We start from the raw sequence: 21,690 nt of genomic DNA, 5'->3' as shown, positions 1-21,690 counted from the left end.
CATAAAAAGAGGTGTGATAAATGATCAGAGGAATTTTAATCGCCGTGCTTGGTATTGCAATAGTCGGTACAGGCTACTGGGGATACAAAGAACACCAGGAAAAAGACGCAGTTCTTCTTCATGCTGAAAATAACTATCAGCGGGCGTTTCATGAGCTTACCTATCAGGTGGATCAGCTTCATGATAAAATCGGAACAACACTTGCCATGAACAGCCAAAAATCACTGTCGCCTGCATTGATCGATGTGTGGAGGATTACATCAGAAGCTCATAACAGCGTCAGTCAGCTGCCGCTTACATTAATGCCGTTTAATAAAACTGAAGAGCTATTATCAAAGATCGGCGATTTCAGCTATAAAACGTCAGTCAGAGATTTGGACCAAAAGCCGCTTGATAAAAACGAGTATACATCACTAAATAAGCTATATCAGCAGTCCGAAGATATACAAAATGAATTGCGTCATGTTCAGCACCTTGTCATGAGCAAAAACCTTCGCTGGATGGACGTAGAAATGGCTCTGGCTTCTGACGAAAAACAAAGTGATAATACGATTATCAACAGCTTTAAAACAGTCGAAAAAAATGTTGGTGCATTCTCCACTGGCACTGATCTTGGCCCGAGTTTCACCAGTACGAAAAAAGAAGAGAAAGGCTTCAGCCATCTGAAGGGAAAACAAATTTCCGAACAGGAAGCAAAACAAATTGCTGAGCGCTTTGCCCCAGATGACAATTATTCAATTAAAGTGGTAAAGAGCGGAAAAAAAACAAATCGCGATGTATATAGCATCAGCATGAAAGACCCAGACCATAAAGCAGTGATTTATATGGATATTACGAAGAAGGGCGGGCATCCGGTATACTTGATCCAAAACAGAGAAGTGAAAGATCAGAAAATCAGTTTAAATGACGGATCGAACCGAGCGCTTGCATTTTTAAAGAAAAACGGATTTGAAACAGATGATTTGGAAATTGATGAAAGTGCCCAATATGATAAAATCGGTGTATTTTCATATGTTCCTGTTGAAAATAAAGTCCGGATGTACCCCGAGGCAATTCGTATGAAAGTGGCCTTGGATGACGGTGAGGTTGTCGGCTTTTCAGCAAGAGACTTCCTCACATCTCACAGAAAAAGAACCATACCTAAGCCTGCAATTACTGAAGCAGAGGCAAAGTCTAAATTAAATAAAAATGTACAAGTGAGAGAAACAAGGCTCGCTTTGATTACAAATGAACTAGGTCAAGAAGTGTTATGCTACGAAATGCTTGGGACAATTGAAAATGACACATTCAGAATGTATATCAATGCCAAAGACGGATCGGAAGAAAAGGTTGAAAAACTAAAAAATGCAGAACCTATATATAAAGACCTATAAAAACAGGAGGAAAGGACTAAATGTCTTTTCCTTTTTTTCATTACGTGCTTTAATAAAAACGTGAGTATATTGAATGCGAAAGAGTGAAGTCAATGATAGAGATTGGAGAAAATGTACTTTTAGAATATATAGAAGAAAATGAATTGAAAAAGGCAAAAAGCAAGGCGGTCAGCATCGAAAACAATGAACTTTTGATCGCGTATCCTGTTGATGTAGTTACAGGGCGAACTGTGATTTTACATAACGATATGGAAGTAACGGTAGAGTTTGTGGGAAAAGACGAAGTTCCTTATCGCTTTATAAGCCGTATAAAAGGTAAAGTGAAGGACAAACTTCAAATGATCTGTCTTGAAATGCCTCCCCGTGAAAAAATGAAAAGAATCCAGCGCCGCCAATATGTAAGAACTGATGCGGTATTAGATGTGCAAATTCAGCCGGGAAATGAAGAAGAGATCCGCACACTATCCTATAACATCAGTGCAGGCGGCATCGCCGTGGTTTTAGCTGATGGCCTTTCTTTTCAATCGGGGGAATCATTGCGCCTGATCATCCGTCTTCCTGAAGAGGAGCACACACGTCAAATAGAAACAGAAGCAGTTGTCAGACGAATCTTTAATGACCCCAAGTCAGAAAAACGAAAAATGACTTTAGAGTATTCAGAAATTGCAGCAGGTGACCAGCAGGCTTTGCTTCAATACTGCATCAGGCGCCAGTTAAATAAGAGAAGAAAGGCCCGAATGGAATAAACATCGGCAAACACTTCCATACTATTTGTAATGGAGGTGCTCCAATGAAAACATTTGAACGGCTGCTGATCAAATTATTGTTCATTCAGGCCATCATTTTACTTGGTGTCCAATTTCTTTTTCACTATCAGCATATTGAACCATACGTATCAAAAGTGATTCAATATGAAGGGGTGGATAAAATGGAGGAAAACAATAGGATTGAAACCTTCAAACATTAATTATTCATCAATTTTTCACCCTTTTTCATAAAGTTCGTGATACAATCCTTAGAGGAGAAAAGAGCAAGGAGAGGAATTATGGAAAAGAAATTATCGATTGCAATCGACGGCCCGGCAGCTGCGGGGAAAAGCACCGTTGCCAAAATTGTGGCTGAGAAAAAATCGTACATATATATTGATACAGGAGCGATGTATCGGGCGATTACGTACGCGGCTTTACAGGAAAACGTTGATCTGACAGATGAAGAAAAACTGGCTGAGCTGCTAAAGCGGACAGACATTGAGCTGATTACAACAAAAGATGGACAAAAAGTGTTTGTAAACGGCACCGATGTAACTGAGGCGATCAGAACAGATGAAATCAGCAACCAAGTTTCAATTGCGGCCAAGCACAGAAGTGTCAGAGAAGAAATGGTGAAACGCCAGCAGCAGCTTGGGGAAAAAGGCGGCGTCGTCATGGATGGTCGTGACATCGGGACGCATGTGCTGCCAAATGCAGAAGTAAAAATCTTTCTTTTGGCATCTGTGGAAGAGAGAGCGAAACGCCGTTATGAAGAAAATGTGAAAAAAGGCTTTGATGTCAACTACGAAACATTAATTGAGGAAATTGCAAGAAGAGACAAGCTTGATTCAGAGCGCGAAGTATCTCCGCTGCGTAAAGCAGAAGACGCTCTTGAAATCGACACGACATCGCTTTCCATTCAAGAGGTAGCTGATAAAATCCTCGAGGCTGTGGAGCAAAAGTCCCGCTGAGGATGGCAAATGCCACTTTTTTTGAATTTTTCAACGAAGATAGAATGTTATTGCTTGACAAACCTGTCCTTTTATTAGAAGTTAATACTAATAAAACTTTTTATTGATCATTCAAAAAACTTTTTTGGATGATTCTTTAATACATATTCGGCTAAAAGCGGGCATGTTATATGTTCAGCTTTCAAACCGTTTTAATTAAGCTGTGTAGGTTTGGACCAAGGAGGTTATTCAAATGACAGAGGAAATGAATCAAATTGATGTTCAAGTGCCAGAGGTTGGAGATGTAGTTAAAGGGATTGTGACAAAGGTAGAAGACAAACATGTAGATGTAGAAATTATCAATGTCAAACAATCCGGTATTATTCCAATCAGTGAATTATCAAGTCTTCATGTAGAGAAAGCATCGGATGTTGTTAAAGTAGACGACGAGCTTGACCTGAAAGTAACAAAAGTGGAAGACGATGCTTTGATTTTATCTAAACGTGCTGTTGATGCAGACCGCGCTTGGGAAGACCTTGAGAAAAAATTTGAAACAAAAGAAGTGTTTGAAGCTGAAGTGAAAGATGTCGTGAAAGGCGGCCTTGTCGTTGATATCGGCGTTCGCGGTTTTATTCCGGCATCACTTGTTGAAGCACATTTCGTTGAAGACTTCACTGACTATAAAGGAAAAACACTGTCACTGCTCGTTGTAGAGCTTGACCGTGATAAAAACCGCGTGATCCTTTCACACCGTGCTGTTGTTGAAAGTGAACAAGCGAATAAAAAACAAGAACTTCTTCAGTCTCTTGAAGTTGGAAGTGTACTTGATGGCAAAGTACAGCGCCTGACTGACTTTGGCGCGTTTGTTGATATTGGCGGCATCGACGGACTTGTACACATTTCACAGCTTTCCCACTCTCATGTAGAGAAGCCGTCTGACGTTGTTGAAGAGGGACAAGAAGTAAAAGTGAAAGTGTTATCGGTTGACCGTGATAATGAACGTATTTCTTTATCGATCAAAGATACACTGCCTGGACCTTGGAACCAAATCGGCGAAAAAGTGAAGCCTGGCGATGTGCTTGAAGGAACTGTACAGCGTCTTGTAAGCTTCGGTGCCTTTGTTGAAATCCTTCCAGGTGTTGAAGGTCTCGTTCATATTTCTCAAATTTCCAATAAACACATCGGCACGCCGCATGAAGTCCTTGAAGAAGGACAGACTGTAAAAGTGAAGGTTCTTGATGTGAATGAAAATGAGGAGCGCATTTCATTAAGCATGCGTGAACTTGAAGAAACGCCTAAAGCTGACCAGGAAGATTACCGTCAATATCAAGCGAAGGAAGAAACAAGCACTGGCTTCCAGCTTGGAGATCTGATCGGAGATAAGCTGAATAAACTAAAATAATTGGTGATAAACGTGACTCGAGCAGAACGAAAAAGACAACACATCAATCATGCCTTGTCCACCGGCCAGAAGCGGGAAACAGGTCTTGATGATATTACGTTTGTTCACGTCAGTCTGCCCGATCTTGCATTAGAACAAGTAGATATTTCCACAAAAATCGGCGAACTTTCAAGCAGTTCGCCGATTTTTATCAATGCAATGACTGGCGGCGGCGGAAAACTTACATATGAGATTAATAAATCGCTTGCGCGAGCGGCTTCTCAGGCTGGAATTCCCCTTGCTGTGGGATCGCAAATGTCAGCATTAAAAGATCCATCAGAGCGTCTTTCCTATGAAATTGTTCGAAAGGAAAACCCAAACGGGCTGATTTTTGCCAACCTGGGAAGCGAGGCAACGGCTGCTCAGGCAAAGGAAGCCGTTGAGATGATTGGAGCAAACGCACTGCAGATCCACCTCAATGTGATTCAGGAAATTGTGATGCCTGAAGGGGACAGAAGCTTTAGCGGCGCATTGAAACGCATTGAACAAATTTGCAGCCGGGTCAGTGTACCGGTCATTGTGAAAGAAGTCGGCTTCGGTATGAGCAAAGCATCAGCAGGAAAGCTGTATGAAGCTGGTGCTGCAGCTGTTGACATTGGCGGTTACGGGGGAACAAATTTCTCGAAAATCGAAAATCTCCGAAGACAGCGGCAAATCTCCTTTTTTAATTCGTGGGGCATTTCGACAGCTGCAAGTTTGGCGGAAATCCGCTCTGAGTTTCCTGCAAGCACCATGATCGCCTCTGGCGGTCTGCAAGATGCGCTTGACGTGGCAAAGGCAATTGCGCTGGGGGCCTCTTGCACCGGAATGGCAGGGCATTTTTTAAAAGCGCTGACTGACAGCGGTGAGGAAGGACTGCTTGAGGAGATTCAGCTGATCCTTGAGGAATTAAAGTTGATTATGACCGTGCTGGGTGCCAGAACAATTGCCGATTTACAAAAGGCGCCCCTTGTGATCAAAGGTGAAACCCATCATTGGCTCACAGAGAGAGGGGTCAATACATCAAGCTATAGTGTGCGATAAATGATAAAAGCCCAAAACCATATGTGGTTTGGGCTTTTTGTATTATGATTTTCGCTTTTTGAATCTTCCGTTTTGTTCAAGGCTTGTCGCTCCGTCATAGTGAATGGACTGGTCGCGATCTGATTCGACTCTGCCTGAAGCTTTGAGTTTTTTCTCTTGTCTGTCTTTTCCCATGATCATACTCCTTAATGTGAGATCGATTGTTTAAAAAATGTGCTTGAACTCCATACTGGGAATATGGAGGAAGTAAAATGGAACAATTTTATTACTATTGGTCAATGTGGTTTCTGTGGGTTCTGACAACATTTATTTTTGAAAAGACGAAAAGACGAATTGCCGTCTCTGTCTTTATTTTAACTAATATTATTCTAAGCATACATGACATCGCTTTATATTTTTCCCTGAATGCTGCATATTTGATGTTTTTCGTTTGCGGATGTGTCTATGCCGGGTATTTGGGAATGTATCGTTTTCGTTACATCATGGTCTATCTGACGCTTGTTGCCGCGTATGCGTTTGTTTATCTTTTTGCATTATATGACCCGGTTTGGTTCATCATAAAACCTGAGTGGGCTGCTGTTATATTAATAGTGCTTTTAACAGCTTCTGTTGAAAGGAATTTTGAGAAGCAGCTTGTCTTATTTGTCCTAGGGATGTGCCAAGGCGAACTGGTGTATTCATTTGTGATCCAGAAGTTGGCCGGGGCTATGGCTGTCGGCGGCTTTCAATGGCTGAATGCGTGTTCTGCGGGGATGATATTGCTGTTTGGCATATCTAAATACGAACACCTCGCAAGCCAGATTGGTCAGAAAAGCAAAAGATCAAACAAAGGAGCTACCAAAATGTCATGAGTGATTACATCTATCCGATTATTGCTGGGGTCATTGCCGGAATTGCGACAAGGCTTTATATGCTGAAAACGGATTACCGCCAGTATCCGACCTATGTTCATGGGAAAGTGATTCACATCGCACTGGGGTTGATAGCGGCTGGTTTAGGTGCAATTATTATGCCGGCGCTTTTGCAGGAGGAATTTACGGCCATCACATTTTTAACATTGGCAGCGACGCAATTTAGAGATGTCCGAAACATGGAGCGGAACACATTGACGCAAATGGATTCGTATGAACTTGTCTCAAGGGGAAGCACATATATTGAGGGGATTGCCATTGCGTTTGAAAGCAGAAATTATATTGTGATCTTTACAGCGCTTTTGACAACCTCTGCGTATGTGTTTTTATCCATCTGGGCTGCAGTCATAGCGGCTGTCGTTTGTTTTTTACTGGCCATGAAGTTTATGTCGGGCAGTGTGTTGAAGGATATTGTAGATATCGAGTACATAAAGCCGCGCTTTGACGGTCCGGGACTGTTTGTTGATAATATTTATATGATGAATATCGGGCTTCCAGAGAAACAGGAACTGATTTTAAAGCATGGCATGGGCTTTATTTTGACGCCGAAAAACTTTAATTCAGCAGCGACGATAGCAAATTTAGGGCAGCGTCAGGCCATTTTATTTGATGTTTCCAATGTGCTCGGGGTTTATCGGGATTCAGGAGAGCCATCTTTGACACCAATTGCAAAACGGGATTTAAATGATGGGAGAGTGGCAGTATTTGTTCTCCCGCAAATTCACCATCCCGAAACGGCTGTTCAAATTATTAGCAATGTTCCAACCCTGGAAAATGCGATTAGAATGCCGACTGAATTTATCAAGAATCAGGATAAGGTGATAGGATGAGTGAATCTCTTACGAAAGTGATTTTGTCTGTAATCACGACAAATCGAAATCGGGTTGCAGGGGGAGCACCTGTCTTTTTTTGCAATGACCAAAAGGAGATGGAGCTTTTCGCTAAAAATCTTGAGGCGATCCTTGATGGAATAGCTCACAGAATCGGAGATGACGTGTATTTGATCGTGAAACATTTTTAAGAATAGTTGTGATCCCAGTAAAAACTGATATAATAAATGAGTTAAGCCCTTCCTCTGAAGGGTTTCTTTTCATAAAAGTGAATGAAATGATTTTAATAACCGGTTGAAAATTTATGTAAAAATGAAAGCGGCTGGATTGAAAGGAAGGGTACTATGGGTAAACCTGTCGTAGCCATTGTCGGGAGACCAAATGTAGGAAAATCCACAATCTTTAACCGGATTGCGGGAGAAAGAATTTCAATAGTAGAAGATACCCCTGGCGTGACAAGGGATCGGATATACAGCTCGGCTGAATGGCTGAATTATGATTTTAATTTGATTGATACGGGCGGTATTGATATCGGTGATGAGCCGTTTTTAGCGCAGATTCGCCAGCAAGCTGAAATCGCCATGGATGAAGCGGACGTGATTATTTTTATGGTGAACGGCCGTGAAGGCGTGACAGCTGCTGATGAAGAAGTGGCGAAAATTTTGTACCGCACAAAAAAGCCTGTTGTTTTAGCGGTTAATAAACTGGATAACACAGAAATGAGAGCGAATATTTATGATTTTTATTCGCTAGGCTTTGGCGAGCCGTATCCAATTTCGGGAACACACGGACTCGGACTGGGTGATTTACTGGATGCCGTTGCAGAGCATTTTAAAAACATTCCTGAAACGAAATACAATGAAGAAGTTATTCAATTCTGTCTGATCGGACGTCCAAATGTCGGAAAGTCTTCACTTGTGAATGCGATGCTCGGCGAAGAACGCGTTATTGTCAGCAACGTGGCTGGAACGACAAGAGATGCTGTTGATACGTCATTTACTTACAACCAGCAGGAGTTTGTCATTGTCGATACTGCAGGTATGCGAAAAAAAGGGAAAGTCTATGAAACGACTGAGAAGTATAGTGTACTGCGGGCGCTAAAAGCGATTGACCGCTCAGAAGTCGTGGCGGTTGTGCTGGATGGCGAAGAAGGCATTATTGAACAGGACAAGCGTATCGCCGGTTATGCACACGAAGCGGGCAAGGCCGTCGTCATCGTCGTAAACAAATGGGATGCTGTTGACAAAGATGAGAGCACGATGAAAGAATTTGAAGAAAATATTCGCGATCATTTTCAATTTCTGGATTATGCGCCAATCCTATTTATGTCTGCCTTAACGAAAAAACGGATCCATACTCTGATGCCTGCGATTATCAAAGCTAGTGAAAATCATTCACTTCGAGTTCAAACAAACGTCTTAAATGATGTCATCATGGACGCTGTGGCAATGAATCCGACACCGACTCATAACGGTTCTCGTTTGAAAATTTACTATGCGACTCAAGTGTCGGTAAAGCCGCCAAGCTTCGTTGTGTTTGTAAACGATCCGGAATTGATGCATTTTTCATACGAACGGTTTTTAGAAAACCGAATCAGAGACGCGTTCGGTTTTGAGGGGACACCAATCAAAATATTTGCAAGAGCTAGAAAATAAAAAGGTGTGAATCAAACATGAAAAAAGTCACAATGCTTGGAGCGGGGAGTTGGGGAACAGCACTGGCTTTAGTTCTAACTGATAATGGAAATGAAGTGTGTGTGTGGGCTCACCGTGCAGATTTAATTCATCAAATTAATGAGTTGCATGAAAACAAAGATTATTTGCCGAATGTTAAGCTGTCTACATCCATTAAAGGAACAACAGATATGAAAGAGGCTGTTTCAGACGCAGATGTCATTATCGTTGCGGTCCCGACAAAAGCAATTCGGGAAGTGCTGAGACAGGCTGTCCCTTTTATAACGAAAAAGGCAGTCTTTGTTCATGTCAGCAAGGGTATTGAGCCAGATTCACTTCTGCGCATTTCTGAAATTATGGAAATTGAGCTCCCGAGTGATGTCAGAAAAGATATCGTTGTCCTTTCCGGCCCGAGTCATGCGGAAGAAGTAGGGCTGCGGCACCCCACAACTGTTACTGCATCTTCAAAGAGCATGAGGGCAGCAGAAGAGGTGCAGGATCTATTTATTAATCACAATTTTCGGGTGTACACAAATCCTGACATTATCGGAGTTGAAATCGGAGGGGCTTTAAAAAATATTATTGCCCTTGCTGCAGGAATTACAGATGGTTTAGGGTACGGTGACAATGCCAAAGCTGCTTTGATTACACGCGGACTTGCCGAAATCGCGAGACTCGGAACGAAAATGGGCGGAAATCCCTTGACGTTCTCTGGATTGACAGGAGTAGGCGATCTGATTGTGACGTGCACAAGTGTTCATTCCAGAAACTGGCGTGCGGGCAATTTGCTCGGAAAAGGGTACAAGCTTGAAGATGTTCTTGAAGAGATGGGAATGGTAGTCGAAGGCGTCCGCACGACGAAAGCGGCTTATCAGCTTTCGAAGAAATATGATGTTAAAATGCCGATTACAGAAGCTCTCCATCAGGTCCTATTCAACGGACAAAAAGTGGAAACCGCTGTTGAATCTTTAATGGCGAGAGGGAAAACCCACGAGATGGAGGATTTGGTAAATACGTTTGAAAATCAAGTGAAGTAAAAGTGTCAATCAAATGGTGAATCGCATATCTTAATTGAACGAAAGCCCGAAAAACAGAAGAACACCCAAGTCTTGGGATCTCCTGAAACATTTTGCCGATTTAGGCAATAGAGGATGCATCTGTATGCCAAGTCGCATACTATAGCATCGAAGTCCAAGAGAGTGTTTCTTAAACGTGCAGGTGAATATAGTCAAGTTGACTGAAGCGAAGGTCCCCCTCTTTGCTTCAGTTTTTTTGTTCTATCAATGGATGGAAAATCTGGTTGATCTTTTCCGGCGCTGTATATTAAAATATAATATAACGCTTACATCTTACATATCGGGGAGGCGCACGTCATTGAATCTGGCATTGATGAAAATGTGGTTTGCTCTAGGGTCCATGGGTCTGATGTTTCTGGCTGTAGCTTCCATCTATTTAAGCCGCTTTAAGTGCCAAAACCGTTTTTTGAAGATTGCGATTTCATCATTCGCATACATGTGTATGCTCATATCTGGAATTATTGTGTTTGTCGTGGTTTTTAGCGGCCCTGTCAATGAATAAAGCTGTAAAAGGAAGTGCTGTATGGGTAAACTGAAGTGCGCAATCATTTTTGCGGCAGTCGTGTTTTTATCCGGATGTTTATATCCAAATGAACGGAAAAGCAGTGTGCATGCCATTCCTTATCAAGACCAGCTAAAGCAGGTTCAATCTGCTGTTGATGAATTTCAAAAGGCAAATGGAGGGCTGCTTCCTATTCAAACCAAAGATATGTCGACACCGCTATATCAAAAATATCCGATAGACTTTAACCGGTTAGCGCCAAGATACATAGCTGAACCTCCAAGTACGGCATTTGAAAGCGGGGGAGACTATCAATACGTGCTTGTTGACGTAGAGAACGATCCGACTGTTAAATTAATTGATCTAAAGATGGCAGAAAAAATTCGCGATGTGAAATTGCGCATCCAAATGTATCGTCAGGAGCATCAATATCCGCCTTACAAGGATGTGCTATCTCGTGATTTATTTACACTCGATGAGAAGAAGCTTGGGGATGGCAGCTCTCTTACAGTGACAAGCCCAATCTCAGGGAATTCCTTGCCGCTTATGATTGACGGAGACGGAGAAATATATGCCGATTACCGGACTGAGCTGGCTTCTTGCCTCAAAAAAAGCAAAAAAACGTTTAAACCCGGGACTGAAATCCAGGATATGATTTGGCATGAAACCCCCTTTGTCCCCGTGTTTTCTGTAAAATATACGGTAAATGACAAACAGGAACCTGTTTTTTTAGAAAATGATATGAAAATGGAATGAACCTTTCTCCCTTGCATACAAATAGGGAGAAAGGTTTTTTTATATTAATAGATTGAGGATGAGAAATTTTCTAAAGATGTCATATTCAAATAGGACAACGTCATACACATATAGTGTCCTGTGTTTGATTGAAAGAGCTTAATAAAATTGAAAAGGATAGGAAGTCCGGGAGGGGATCACTTGGAAAAGGTCGATATTTTCAAGGATATCGCTGAACGAACAGGAGGCGATATATACTTAGGAGTCGTAGGTGCTGTCCGTACAGGAAAATCCACGTTCATTAAAAAATTTATGGAGCTTGTGGTGCTCCCGAATATCAGTAACGAAGCAGACCGGGCCCGAGCGCAGGATGAACTGCCGCAGAGCGCAGCCGGCAAAACCATTATGACTACAGAGCCTAAATTTGTTCCGAATCAGGCGATGTCTGTTCATGTGTCAGACGGACTCGATGTGAATATAAGATTAGTAGATTGTGTAGGTTACACAGTGCCCGGCGCTAAAGGATACGAAGATGAAAACGGGCCGCGGATGATCAATACGCCTTGGTACGAAGAACCGATCCCATTTCATGAGGCTGCTGAAATCGGCACTCGAAAAGTCATTCAAGAACACTCGACCATCGGAGTTGTCATTACGACAGACGGCACCATTGGAGATATCGCCAGAAGTGACTATATAGAGGCTGAAGAAAGAGTCATTGAAGAGCTGAAAGAGGTTGGCAAACCTTTTATTATGGTCATCAACTCAGTCAGGCCGTATCACCCGGAAACGGAAGCCATGCGCCAGGATTTAAGCGAAAAATATGATATCCCGGTATTGGCAATGAGTGTAGAGAGCATGCGGGAATCAGATGTGCTGAGTGTGCTCAGAGAGGCCCTCTACGAGTTTCCGGTGCTAGAAGTGAATGTCAATCTCCCAAGCTGGGTAATGGTGCTGAAAGAAAACCATTGGCTGCGTGAAAGCTATCAGGAGTCCGTGAAGGAAACGGTTAAGGATATTAAACGGCTCCGGGACGTAGACAGGGTTGTCGGCCAATTCAGCGAGTTTGAATTCATTGAAAGTGCCGGATTAGCCGGAATTGAGCTGGGCCAAGGGGTGGCAGAAATTGATTTGTACGCGCCTGATCATCTATATGATCAAATCCTAAAAGAAGTTGTGGGCGTCGAAATCAGAGGAAGAGACCATCTGCTTGAGCTCATGCAAGACTTCGCCCATGCGAAAACAGAATATGATCAAGTGTCTGATGCCTTAAAAATGGTCAAACAGACGGGATACGGCATTGCAGCGCCTGCTTTAGCTGATATGAGTCTCGATGAGCCGGAAATTATAAGGCAGGGCTCGCGATTCGGTGTGAGGCTGAAAGCTGTCGCTCCGTCGATCCATATGATCAAAGTAGATGTCGAAAGCGAATTCGCTCCGATTATCGGAACGGAAAAACAAAGTGAAGAGCTTGTACGCTATTTAATGCAGGACTTTGAGGATGATCCGCTCTCCATCTGGAATTCCGATATCTTCGGAAGGTCGCTGAGCTCAATTGTGAGAGAAGGGATTCAGGCAAAGCTGTCATTGATGCCTGAAAACGCACGGTATAAATTAAAAGAAACATTAGAAAGAATCATAAACGAAGGCTCTGGCGGCTTAATCGCCATCATCCTGTAATACCGGTAGACCTCTTTATAGAATGGGAGGTCTTTTTTCTTTGCTCTTAATAATGGAAAAGGATCAAGGAATAGGATGAAAAAAGGAAAAAAAGGAATATTCGTTCGGTAAATCACCTTAAATCCTTGACGAGCAAGGGATTGACGCTTTAAAATGCTTGATATGGCTTTTTATATGTGTTACTCTACATACAGAAATTCTTCACTTTGTTGGACAAACATTCCTCAGAGTGCAGTTTTTCTTAAAAAGCCGTTTAATTGTCTTTCTCTTACTTGCTCTCATTTTTTTCTGAGACAGGTTTAGAATCAGACTGAACTGTGAAGAAATGATAATAAACGAACTGAATGTATCCTTTTGGGAGGAGGTGAAAGGCATGAACAAAACAGAACTTATCAATGCGGTTGCAGAAGCAAGCGAATTGTCTAAAAAAGACGCTACAAAAGCAGTTGACTCTGTTTTTGATACGATCTTAGATGCACTTAAAAACGGTGATAAAATCCAACTGATCGGTTTTGGTAACTTCGAGGTGCGTGAACGTTCTGCACGTAAAGGGCGCAACCCTCAAACAGGTGAAGAAATCGAAATTCCAGCAAGCAAAGTACCTGCTTTCAAACCAGGTAAAGCGCTTAAAGACGCAGTTGCCGGAAAATAATTGTGAATATAGATCGTGTATGCATCTAGCTTACATACACTTTATTTCTTCACAGAAAAGCCCCTTTCTAAGGGGCTTTTCATATTTCAAGAGCATGGGCTTCCTGACAGGGCATTCACTTTGCTTTTAGCGGGGCATATGTGCTAGAATCGAAATTAAATGTATTCATTGGTGGAGGACATAGAACATGAAAGAAGTTAATAAAGAGCAAATCGAACAAGCTGTTCGTCAAATTTTAGAAGCGATCGGAGAAGACCCGAATAGAGAAGGGCTTCTTGATACTCCGAAAAGAGTCGCAAAGATGTATGCCGAAGTATTCTCCGGCTTGAATGAAGATCCAAAAGAACATTTCCAGACTATCTTCGGTGAAAACCATGAGGAGCTTGTTCTTGTAAAAGATATCGCATTTCATTCTATGTGTGAGCATCACCTTGTTCCCTTTTATGGAAAAGCACATGTTGCATATATCCCGCGAGGCGGAAAGGTCACAGGGCTCAGCAAACTGGCACGTGCCGTTGAAGCCGTTGCAAAGCGCCCGCAGCTTCAGGAACGCATCACTTCTACAATTGCAGAAAGCATCGTAGAAACGCTTGATCCGCATGGCGTAATGGTAGTGGTTGAAGCGGAACACATGTGCATGACGATGCGCGGTGTAAGAAAACCGGGTGCGAAAACTGTGACTTCAGCAGTCAGAGGTGTTTTTAAAGATGATGCCGCTGCCCGTGCAGAAGTATTGGAACATATTAAACGCCAGGACTAATAAAGATAGAGGGTGCTATAAATGAACCAAAAGCATTCAAGTGATTTTGTCGTCATTAAAGCCGTTGAGGACGGAGTGAATGTGATCGGCCTGACAAGAGGAACAGACACAAAGTTTCACCATTCCGAAAAACTCGACAAGGGAGAAGTGATCATCGCTCAGTTTACAGAGCATACTTCTGCCATTAAAGTCAGAGGAGAGGCACTGATTCAAACCGCGTACGGAGAAATGAAAAGCGAAAAAAAATAAGCTGGCTGTCCCCGCTGTTAAAAGCAAATGCTCGCAAACAGCGGGAGGATACAGCCAATTTCTTTTTTTTATGCTATAATGATACCTGCGTAAGCGAATGAAAAGATAAAACTCATACATAGATTAAGAAATAAATGTGAATTTGGGGACAAGGGTGATATTTTTGCAAGACATCTACGGAACTTTAGCCAATCTGAACACGAAATTAAAACAAAAGCTGTCTCATCCTTATTTAGCGAAGCATATTTCTGCGCCGAAAATTGATGAGGATAAGCTTCTTCTTTTTCATGCTTTATTTGAAGAAGCCGACATAAAAAACAACGACAGAGAAAATTATATTGTAACAGCGATGCTTGTACAAAGCGCCCTTGATACCCATGATGAAGTGACGACAGCTAGAGTCATAAAACGAGACGAAAACAAAAACCGCCAATTGACTGTTCTCGCGGGCGATTATTTCAGCGGGCTGTACTACTCTTTACTATCTGAAATGAAGGATATCTACATGATTCGGACGCTTGCTACAGCCATTAAAGAAATCAACGAACATAAAATTCGTCTGTATGACCGTTCTTTCAAGGACGAAAACGATTTTTTCGAAAGTGTCGGCATCGTTGAATCAGCTTTATTCCATCGTGTGGCGGAACACTTCAACCTTCCGCGCTGGAAAAAGCTGTCGAGTGATTTTTTTGTATTTAAGCGGCTTATGAACGGAAATGATGCATTTCTGGATGTGATCGGCAGTTTTATACAGCTGGGAAAAACAAAAGAAGAGATATTAGAAGATTGTTTTAAAAAAGCGAAAAACAGCATTGAGTCACTTCTGCCTCTAAATTCACCTATTCAGAACATTTTAATAAACCGTCTGAAGACAATCAGCCAAGATCAAACCTATCATCAGAAAGTGGAAGAAGGGTAAACCATTATGCAGGACTCAAAAGAACAGCGCGTACACGGAGTATTTGAAAAAATATATAAAAACTATGACCAAATGAACTCTGTCATCAGTTTTCAGCAGCATAAAAAATGGCGCGACAAAACGATGCGCATCATGAATGTAAAAGAAGGCGCAAAAGCACTTGATGTCTGCTGCGGAACGGCTGACTGGACGATCGCTCTTGCAAAAGCGGCCGGCAAAAGCGGCGAGATCAAGGGCTTGGATTTCAGTGAAAATATGCTGAGTGTCGGCGAGCAGAAAGTAAAAGACGGCGGATTCAGCCAAATTGAACTGCTGCACGGAAATGCGATGGAGCTTCCTTTTGATGATGATACATTTGATTATGTCACCATTGGCTTCGGACTCCGCAATGTCCCTGATTACTTGACTGTACTGAAAGAGATGAGACGTGTAGTGAAGCCGGGCGGGCAGGTGGTATGTCTGGAAACGTCCCAGCCGGAAATGTTCGGATTCAGACAGGCTTACTTTATGTACTTTAAGTATATTATGCCGTTTTTCGGGAAACTGTTTGCGAAGAGCTATAAAGAATATTCTTGGCTTCAAGAATCAGCCAGAGATTTCCCTGGAATGAAGGAACTGGCAGGCCTGTTTGAAGAGGCGGGCCTGAAAAATGTTAAATATCATTCGTTTACTGGCGGAGTCGCTGCCACGCATATCGGATGGAAATGAAAACACAGATGTTTGGGTGAATGATATGAAATTTAAAATGGCCTACTCTTTTTTAAATGACGATATTGATGTAATCGAAAGAGAACTTGAACAAACCGTACGTTCCGATTACCCGCTTTTAAGCGAGGCAGGTCTTCACCTGCTGCAGGCCGGAGGGAAACGTATTAGGCCTGTTTTCGTGCTGCTTTCCGGCATGTTTGGCGATTACGATATTAATAAGATTAAATATGTCGCCGTCACTCTGGAAATGATTCACATGGCATCTTTGGTTCATGATGATGTCATTGATGATGCGGAGCTTCGCCGAGGAAAACCGACAATCAAAGCAAAGTGGGACAATCGTATTGCGATGTACACAGGCGATTATATGCTTGCGGGATCTCTTGAAATGATGACGAGAATTAACGAACCGAAAGCCCATAGGATTTTGTCACAGACGATCGTTGAAGTTTGTCTAGGAGAAATTGAGCAGATCAAAGACAAATACAACATGGAACAAAATCTCAGAACGTATCTCCGGCGTATCAAAAGAAAAACGGCTCTCTTGATCGCGGTCAGCTGCCAGCTTGGTGCTATTGCGTCGGGAGCTGATGAGAAGATTCATAAGGCATTGTACTGGTTTGGGTATTACGTCGGCATGTCTTATCAGATTATTGATGATATTCTTGATTTTACTTCAACTGAAGAAGAGCTGGGTAAACCCGTTGGAGGAGATTTGCTTCAAGGAAACGTCACATTGCCAGTGCTGTATGCCCTGAAAAATCCTGCATTAAAAAAACAGCTTAAATTGATTAACAGTGAGACAACGCAGGAACAGCTTGAACCAATCATTGAAGAAATCAAAAAAACAGATGCAATTGAAGCATCTATGGCAGTAAGCGAAATGTATCTGCAGAAAGCTTTTCAGAAATTAAACACGCTTCCTCGAGGGCGCGCACGCTCGTCTCTTGCAGCCATCGCAAAATATATCGGTAAAAGAAAATTTTAATTTTTGTAGATATTAAGAAATTTCTCCGCCCCGGATTGATTAATTATCAGAAAGATGTTACGATTTCGGTGTGCAGTGTGAAAGCCTATACATACATAATGATGGGGTGGAGAATATGATGGAAAAGACTTTTATCATGGTGAAACCAGACGGTGTCCAACGTCAGCTCATTGGGGACATTTTATCTAGATTCGAACGTAAGGGCTTACAATTAGCTGGCGCCAAGTTAATGAGAGTGACTGAACAAATGGCTGAGAAACACTACGCCGAACATCAAGGTAAGCCTTTCTTCGGAGAGCTCGTTGAGTTTATTACTTCAGGACCTGTATTCGCAATGGTGTGGGAAGGCGAAAATGTCATTGAAGTGACGAGACAGCTGATCGGGAAGACAAACCCTAAAGAAGCTTTACCTGGTACGATTCGTGGGGATTATGGCATGTTTGTCGGAAAAAACATCATCCACGGCTCTGATTCTCTCGAAAGTGCAGAACGCGAGATTAACATTTTCTTTAAGAATGAAGAATTAGTATCATATCAGCAGCTTATGGCAGGCTGGATCTATTAATCATTGTGAAAATAAGCAACAGAGCCGGCAACATATAACGCCGCCGGTTTTTGTTCTGTTTTGTAAAGGTTTACATTAAAGTGAATAAAGGGTTGAATGGCAGTGTGCATCAGACCTCTGCCTTTCCCAACGATCTAAAATCAGCTGAAAAGCTGATTTTTTTATTGAAACAATACAATTTCCTGATAAAACAAGCTATACTAGGACAAAAAGACAGCGAGACTGGGAGAGTAGAGATGGATACATACAGCGTATTTACAACGAAATGGAAACAATTAACCGGAGTCGATTTGACACTATATAAAGAAGCACAAATGAAGAGAAGGCTAACGTCACTTTATGAGAAAAAGGGGTTCCAAAGCTTTAAGGACTTTGCGGCGGCATTGGAAGAGGATCAAGCTCTCTTAAATGAAACATTGGACAGAATGACGATCAATGTTTCAGAATTTTATCGTAATTATAAAAGGTGGGAAGTTCTTGAGACTGCAATTCTGCCGTTAATCAAGACCTCTAGGCCTTTAAAGATTTGGAGTGCCGCCTGCTCAACGGGGGAGGAGCCATACACGCTTGCCATGCTTTTGGACCAGCAAAAAGGTCTTCCGGGCTATCAGATTTTAGCGACGGATATTGATGAAAAAGCATTGGAAAAAGCGAAAAAAGGCGTTTATCAGGAGCGGTCTTTACAGGAAGTGCCGCTATCTGTGAAAGATCGTTATTTTACGCAAAACGCAAATAGAAGTTATGAAGTGAAAACGGAAATCAAAAAGAATATTACATTCAAAAAGCACAATTTGCTGGCGGATCGTTATGAACAAGACTTTGACTTAATCGTGTGCCGCAATGTATTTATTTATTTTACAGAAAGCGCGAAGGAAGAGCTGTATTTAAAAATGGCACATAGCTTGAAGAAGAATGGAGTTCTTTTTGTCGGCAGCACCGAGCAAATCTTCAATCCCGAGAAATTTGGCCTAGTCCCAGCCGATACATTCTTTTATCAAAAAAGATAGACTGACTTTTTGCTGAAAAATATGTTATAGTAGTCTTACTTAAAAGCGTTAATGCGATGAAGGGAGAAGAAGTCATGAGATATTTAACAGCCGGAGAATCACACGGCCCCCAATTGACAACCATTATTGAGGGTGTACCTGCCGGGCTTTACATAACGGAGGAAGATATCAATTTTGAGCTTGCCAGACGCCAAAAAGGACACGGCCGCGGCCGCCGCATGCAGATCGAAAAAGACCAGGCCAAAATTATGAGCGGGGTGCGCCATGCACGTACACTCGGTTCGCCAATTGCTCTCGTAGTTGAAAATAACGATTGGAAGCATTGGACAAAAATCATGGGCGCCGCTCCGATTACAGAAGATGAAGAAAAGGAAATGAAGCGCCAGATTTCCAGACCGAGACCTGGGCACGCTGACTTAAACGGTGCAATTAAATATAATCATCGTGATATGAGAAATGTGCTTGAGCGTTCTTCAGCAAGGGAAACAACTGTCAGAGTGGCGGCAGGGGCTGTAGCTAAAAAGATTCTTTCTGAGCTTGGCATTAAGGTGGCGGGCCACGTGTTGCAAATTGGCGCTGTTAAAGCTGAAAAAACAGAGTATACGTCAATTGAAGACTTGCAGCGTGTAACGGAAGAGTCTCCTGTCAGATGCTACGATGAAGAGGCAGGCAAAAAAATGATGGCTGCCATTGATGAAGCAAAGGCAAACGGAGATTCCATCGGTGGAATAGTAGAAGTCATTGTCGAGGGAATGCCGGTAGGCGTGGGCAGCTATGTCCATTATGACCGCAAGCTGGATTGCAAGCTTGCTGCCGCTGTTCTGTCAATTAACGCATTTAAAGGTGTGGAATTCGGCATCGGATTTGAGGCAGCAGGGCGAAATGGAAGCGAAGTCCATGACGAGATCATTTGGGACGAGGAAAAAGGATACACCCGTGCTACTAACAGACTTGGCGGACTGGAAGGCGGCATGACGACAGGGATGCCGATTGTTGTCCGCGGAGTCATGAAGCCGATTCCGACTTTGTATAAACCGCTGAAAAGTGTCGATATTGAAACGAAAGAACCGTTTTCTGCCAGCATTGAACGTTCAGACAGCTGTGCTGTTCCTGCGGCAAGTGTAGTCGCTGAAGCGGCTGTCGCTTGGGAAATTGCGAACGCAGTCGTTGAACAATTCGGATTAGATCAAATTGACCGCATTAGAGAAAATGTGGAGAATATGAGAAAACTGTCGAGGGAATTTTAATGAAGACACTGCATGTTCAAACTGCTTCCTCGTCATATCCTGTTTTTATCGGACAAGGTATCAGAAAAAAGGCTTGCGAACTATTAACCTCTTTAAACAGGCCTTTAACAAGGATTATGCTTGTCACGGATGAAGAAGTGGACCGCCTGTATGGTGATGAAATGCTCCATTTGCTGCAAGAAAAATGGCCTGTGAAAAAAGTGACGGTACCGAGTGGAGAGCAGGCAAAATCCATGGACATGTACACAAAATTGCAGAGTGAAGCGATTCGTTTTCATATGGATCGCTCCTCATGCATCATCGCATTCGGTGGCGGTGTTGTAGGGGATCTTGCCGGTTTTGTGGCTGCCACTTTTATGCGCGGCATTGATTTCATCCAAATGCCTACGACGCTCTTGGCGCATGACAGCGCAGTCGGAGGAAAAGTAGCCGTGAACCATCCGCTTGGAAAAAATCTAATCGGTGCGTTTTATCAGCCGAAAGCCGTGCTCTATGATACAGATTTCCTGCGTTCTCTGCCTGAAAAAGAGCTTAGGTCCGGAATGGCAGAAGTGATTAAACACGCTTTTATCTATGACAGAGCGTTTCTGGAGGAGCTGCTGAATATCCACTCACTGCGTGATATCACTAATGATCAGCTGAATGACATGATTTTTAAAGGCATTTCAATTAAAGCGTCTGTCGTTCAGCAGGATGAAAAAGAAGAGGGGATAAGAGCTTACTTAAACTTTGGGCATACGCTCGGCCATGCCGTTGAGGCGGAATATGGATATGGGCAGATCACTCACGGTGATGCCGTAGCCCTCGGAATGCAGTTTGCTTTATATATAAGCGAAAAGACTGTAGGCTGTGAAATGGACAGAAAACGTTTGGTCAGCTGGCTAAAAAGCCTGGGTTATCCAAGTCAAATCAGAAAAGAGACGGAAACTTCGGTTCTCTTGAACCGTATGATGAATGATAAGAAAACCCGTGGCGGGAAGATTCAGTTTATTGTGCTCAACGAATTAGGGAAAGTTGCTGATCATACATTTTCCAGAAATGAACTTGAGAGCTGGCTGAACAAATGGCGATTGGAGGAGACATCATGATGATTCGCGGAATTCGCGGAGCAACTACAGTTGAACGGGATACTGAAGAAGAAATTTTACAAAAAACTAAACAGCTGTTAGAGAAAATCATAGAAGAAAATCATACAAAACCGGAAGATGTTGTTCAAATGCTTCTGTCGGCTACACCTGATTTGCACGCTGTTTTCCCGGCAAAAGCTGTTCGCGAGCTTTCAGGATGGCAGTATGTACCGGTAACATGTATGCAGGAAATGGACGTAACAGGCGGTCTGAAAAAGTGCATAAGAGTCATGATGACGGTCCAGACAGATGTCCCTCAGGATCAGATCAGACATGTATATTTAGAAAAAGCTGTCGTATTGAGGCCCGATTTATCATTGACAAAAAATACTGAATTGTAATACGATAAGAACAGCTTAGAAATACACAAGAGTGTGTATAAAGCAATTAGAATGAGTTGAGTTAGAGAATAGGGTAGCAGAGAATGAGTTTAGTTGAGCTGAGACATTATGTTTATTCTACCCAAAAGAAGTCTTTCTTTTGGGTTTATTTGTTATATAGTATTTTATCCTCTCATGCCATCTT

26 protein-coding genes are annotated in these 21,690 nt (G+C 42.5%); 25 read left to right on the top strand and 1 reads right to left on the bottom strand.

Going from position 1 to position 21,690, the window contains the following annotated elements:
- Positions 1-20: 20 nt before the first annotated feature.
- The 6 genes from ypeB to fni all read left to right on the top strand — a co-directional run bounded on the left by ypeB (position 21) and on the right by fni (position 5,536).
- Positions 21-1,373: a germination protein YpeB gene (gene ypeB, locus MKX38_RS11205; protein ID WP_003230547.1), complete on the top strand. Its 1,353-nt coding sequence runs from the start codon at positions 21-23 to the stop codon at positions 1,371-1,373.
- A 92-nt stretch (positions 1,374-1,465) separates the two neighbouring features.
- Positions 1,466-2,119 carry a cyclic di-GMP receptor DgrA gene (gene dgrA, locus MKX38_RS11200; protein ID WP_003230551.1) on the top strand — a complete coding sequence of 218 codons (654 nt, stop codon included), beginning with the start codon at positions 1,466-1,468 and terminating at the stop codon, positions 2,117-2,119.
- Between the two features lie 44 nt (positions 2,120-2,163).
- On the top strand, positions 2,164-2,340 hold the full coding sequence (locus MKX38_RS11195; RefSeq protein ID WP_003230553.1) for a YpfB family protein: 177 nt from the start codon (positions 2,164-2,166) through the stop codon (positions 2,338-2,340).
- Positions 2,341-2,418: 78 nt separating this feature from the next.
- On the top strand, positions 2,419-3,093 hold the full coding sequence (gene cmk / locus MKX38_RS11190; protein ID WP_003230555.1) for a (d)CMP kinase: 675 nt from the start codon (positions 2,419-2,421) through the stop codon (positions 3,091-3,093).
- Positions 3,094-3,325: 232 nt separating this feature from the next.
- Positions 3,326-4,474 (top strand): 30S ribosomal protein S1, encoded by a 1,149-nt coding sequence (gene rpsA / locus MKX38_RS11185; RefSeq protein ID WP_003230556.1) that lies wholly within the window; start codon positions 3,326-3,328, stop codon positions 4,472-4,474.
- A 12-nt stretch (positions 4,475-4,486) separates the two neighbouring features.
- A complete protein-coding gene (gene fni / locus MKX38_RS11180; protein ID WP_032722383.1) occupies positions 4,487-5,536 on the top strand; it encodes a type 2 isopentenyl-diphosphate Delta-isomerase in 1,050 nt (349 codons plus the stop codon).
- A 42-nt stretch (positions 5,537-5,578) separates the two neighbouring features.
- On the opposite strand, the gene MKX38_RS11175 is transcribed toward fni, so the two are convergent.
- Positions 5,579-5,710 (bottom strand): YpzI family protein, encoded by a 132-nt coding sequence (locus MKX38_RS11175; protein ID WP_003225499.1) that lies wholly within the window; start codon positions 5,708-5,710, stop codon positions 5,579-5,581.
- Positions 5,711-5,787: 77 nt separating this feature from the next.
- On the opposite strand from MKX38_RS11175, the gene MKX38_RS11170 reads away from it, so the two are divergent.
- The 19 genes from MKX38_RS11170 to aroH all read left to right on the top strand — a co-directional run bounded on the left by MKX38_RS11170 (position 5,788) and on the right by aroH (position 21,506).
- Complete coding sequence (locus MKX38_RS11170) at positions 5,788-6,387, top strand: hypothetical protein (RefSeq protein ID WP_003230560.1); 600 nt, start codon at positions 5,788-5,790, stop codon at positions 6,385-6,387.
- Positions 6,384-7,277 carry a YIEGIA family protein gene (locus tag MKX38_RS11165; protein WP_003230562.1) on the top strand — a complete coding sequence of 298 codons (894 nt, stop codon included), beginning with the start codon at positions 6,384-6,386 and terminating at the stop codon, positions 7,275-7,277. Before MKX38_RS11170 ends, MKX38_RS11165 begins: the two co-directional genes overlap by 4 nt.
- The gene (locus MKX38_RS11160; RefSeq protein WP_003230563.1) at positions 7,274-7,468 is read left to right on the top strand and encodes a hypothetical protein; all 195 of its coding nucleotides are present in this window, start codon (positions 7,274-7,276) and stop codon (positions 7,466-7,468) included. Before MKX38_RS11165 ends, MKX38_RS11160 begins: the two co-directional genes overlap by 4 nt.
- Positions 7,469-7,621: 153 nt before the next feature.
- The gene (engA, locus tag MKX38_RS11155; RefSeq protein ID WP_003230565.1) at positions 7,622-8,932 is read left to right on the top strand and encodes a ribosome-associated GTPase EngA; all 1,311 of its coding nucleotides are present in this window, start codon (positions 7,622-7,624) and stop codon (positions 8,930-8,932) included.
- A gap of 17 nt (positions 8,933-8,949) precedes the next feature.
- Positions 8,950-9,987, top strand: a complete 1,038-nt coding sequence (locus tag MKX38_RS11150; RefSeq protein WP_003230566.1) for an NAD(P)H-dependent glycerol-3-phosphate dehydrogenase — start codon at positions 8,950-8,952, stop codon at positions 9,985-9,987.
- A 337-nt stretch (positions 9,988-10,324) separates the two neighbouring features.
- Positions 10,325-10,528 carry a DUF2768 domain-containing protein gene (locus tag MKX38_RS11145; protein WP_004399143.1) on the top strand — a complete coding sequence of 68 codons (204 nt, stop codon included), beginning with the start codon at positions 10,325-10,327 and terminating at the stop codon, positions 10,526-10,528.
- Between the two features lie 21 nt (positions 10,529-10,549).
- Positions 10,550-11,284 (top strand): hypothetical protein, encoded by a 735-nt coding sequence (locus MKX38_RS11140; protein ID WP_339187176.1) that lies wholly within the window; start codon positions 10,550-10,552, stop codon positions 11,282-11,284.
- Positions 11,285-11,464: 180 nt separating this feature from the next.
- Positions 11,465-12,943 (top strand): stage IV sporulation protein A, encoded by a 1,479-nt coding sequence (gene spoIVA, locus MKX38_RS11135; protein WP_003230572.1) that lies wholly within the window; start codon positions 11,465-11,467, stop codon positions 12,941-12,943.
- Positions 12,944-13,316: 373 nt separating this feature from the next.
- Positions 13,317-13,595 (top strand): non-specific DNA-binding protein Hbs, encoded by a 279-nt coding sequence (gene hbs / locus MKX38_RS11130; protein WP_003153447.1) that lies wholly within the window; start codon positions 13,317-13,319, stop codon positions 13,593-13,595.
- A gap of 187 nt (positions 13,596-13,782) precedes the next feature.
- Positions 13,783-14,355, top strand: a complete 573-nt coding sequence (gene folE / locus MKX38_RS11125) for a GTP cyclohydrolase I FolE (protein WP_003225516.1) — start codon at positions 13,783-13,785, stop codon at positions 14,353-14,355.
- A 21-nt stretch (positions 14,356-14,376) separates the two neighbouring features.
- Complete coding sequence (gene mtrB, locus MKX38_RS11120; RefSeq protein WP_003230576.1) at positions 14,377-14,604, top strand: trp RNA-binding attenuation protein MtrB; 228 nt, start codon at positions 14,377-14,379, stop codon at positions 14,602-14,604.
- Positions 14,605-14,767: 163 nt separating this feature from the next.
- The gene (gene hepS / locus MKX38_RS11115) at positions 14,768-15,523 is read left to right on the top strand and encodes a heptaprenyl diphosphate synthase component 1 (protein WP_004398550.1); all 756 of its coding nucleotides are present in this window, start codon (positions 14,768-14,770) and stop codon (positions 15,521-15,523) included.
- Between the two features lie 6 nt (positions 15,524-15,529).
- Complete coding sequence (gene menG / locus MKX38_RS11110; RefSeq protein WP_003230580.1) at positions 15,530-16,231, top strand: demethylmenaquinone methyltransferase; 702 nt, start codon at positions 15,530-15,532, stop codon at positions 16,229-16,231.
- Between the two features lie 25 nt (positions 16,232-16,256).
- Positions 16,257-17,219, top strand: coding sequence for a heptaprenyl diphosphate synthase component II (gene hepT, locus MKX38_RS11105; RefSeq protein WP_324271629.1), 963 nt, complete (start codon positions 16,257-16,259; stop codon positions 17,217-17,219).
- Positions 17,220-17,334: 115 nt separating this feature from the next.
- Positions 17,335-17,784 carry a nucleoside-diphosphate kinase gene (gene ndk, locus MKX38_RS11100; RefSeq protein ID WP_010886554.1) on the top strand — a complete coding sequence of 150 codons (450 nt, stop codon included), beginning with the start codon at positions 17,335-17,337 and terminating at the stop codon, positions 17,782-17,784.
- A 236-nt stretch (positions 17,785-18,020) separates the two neighbouring features.
- Entirely contained in the window at positions 18,021-18,791 is a 771-nt protein-coding gene (cheR, locus tag MKX38_RS11095) for a protein-glutamate O-methyltransferase CheR (RefSeq protein WP_015251811.1), read from the top strand.
- A 74-nt stretch (positions 18,792-18,865) separates the two neighbouring features.
- The gene (aroC, locus tag MKX38_RS11090) at positions 18,866-20,038 is read left to right on the top strand and encodes a chorismate synthase (protein WP_339187173.1); all 1,173 of its coding nucleotides are present in this window, start codon (positions 18,866-18,868) and stop codon (positions 20,036-20,038) included.
- Complete coding sequence (gene aroB, locus MKX38_RS11085; protein WP_076458060.1) at positions 20,038-21,126, top strand: 3-dehydroquinate synthase; 1,089 nt, start codon at positions 20,038-20,040, stop codon at positions 21,124-21,126. The genes aroC and aroB overlap by 1 nt, the downstream gene beginning before the upstream one ends.
- Positions 21,123-21,506 carry a chorismate mutase gene (gene aroH / locus MKX38_RS11080; protein ID WP_004398675.1) on the top strand — a complete coding sequence of 128 codons (384 nt, stop codon included), beginning with the start codon at positions 21,123-21,125 and terminating at the stop codon, positions 21,504-21,506. Before aroB ends, aroH begins: the two co-directional genes overlap by 4 nt.
- Positions 21,507-21,690 lie beyond the last annotated feature (184 nt).

It is taken from the genome of Bacillus sp. FSL M8-0025 (assembly GCF_037975475.1).
In the GTDB taxonomy this organism is placed as follows: domain Bacteria; phylum Bacillota; class Bacilli; order Bacillales; family Bacillaceae; genus Bacillus; species Bacillus subtilis.
Note: the sequence above shows the minus strand (reverse complement) of the source record. Positions and strands in the feature narration are given on the sequence as shown.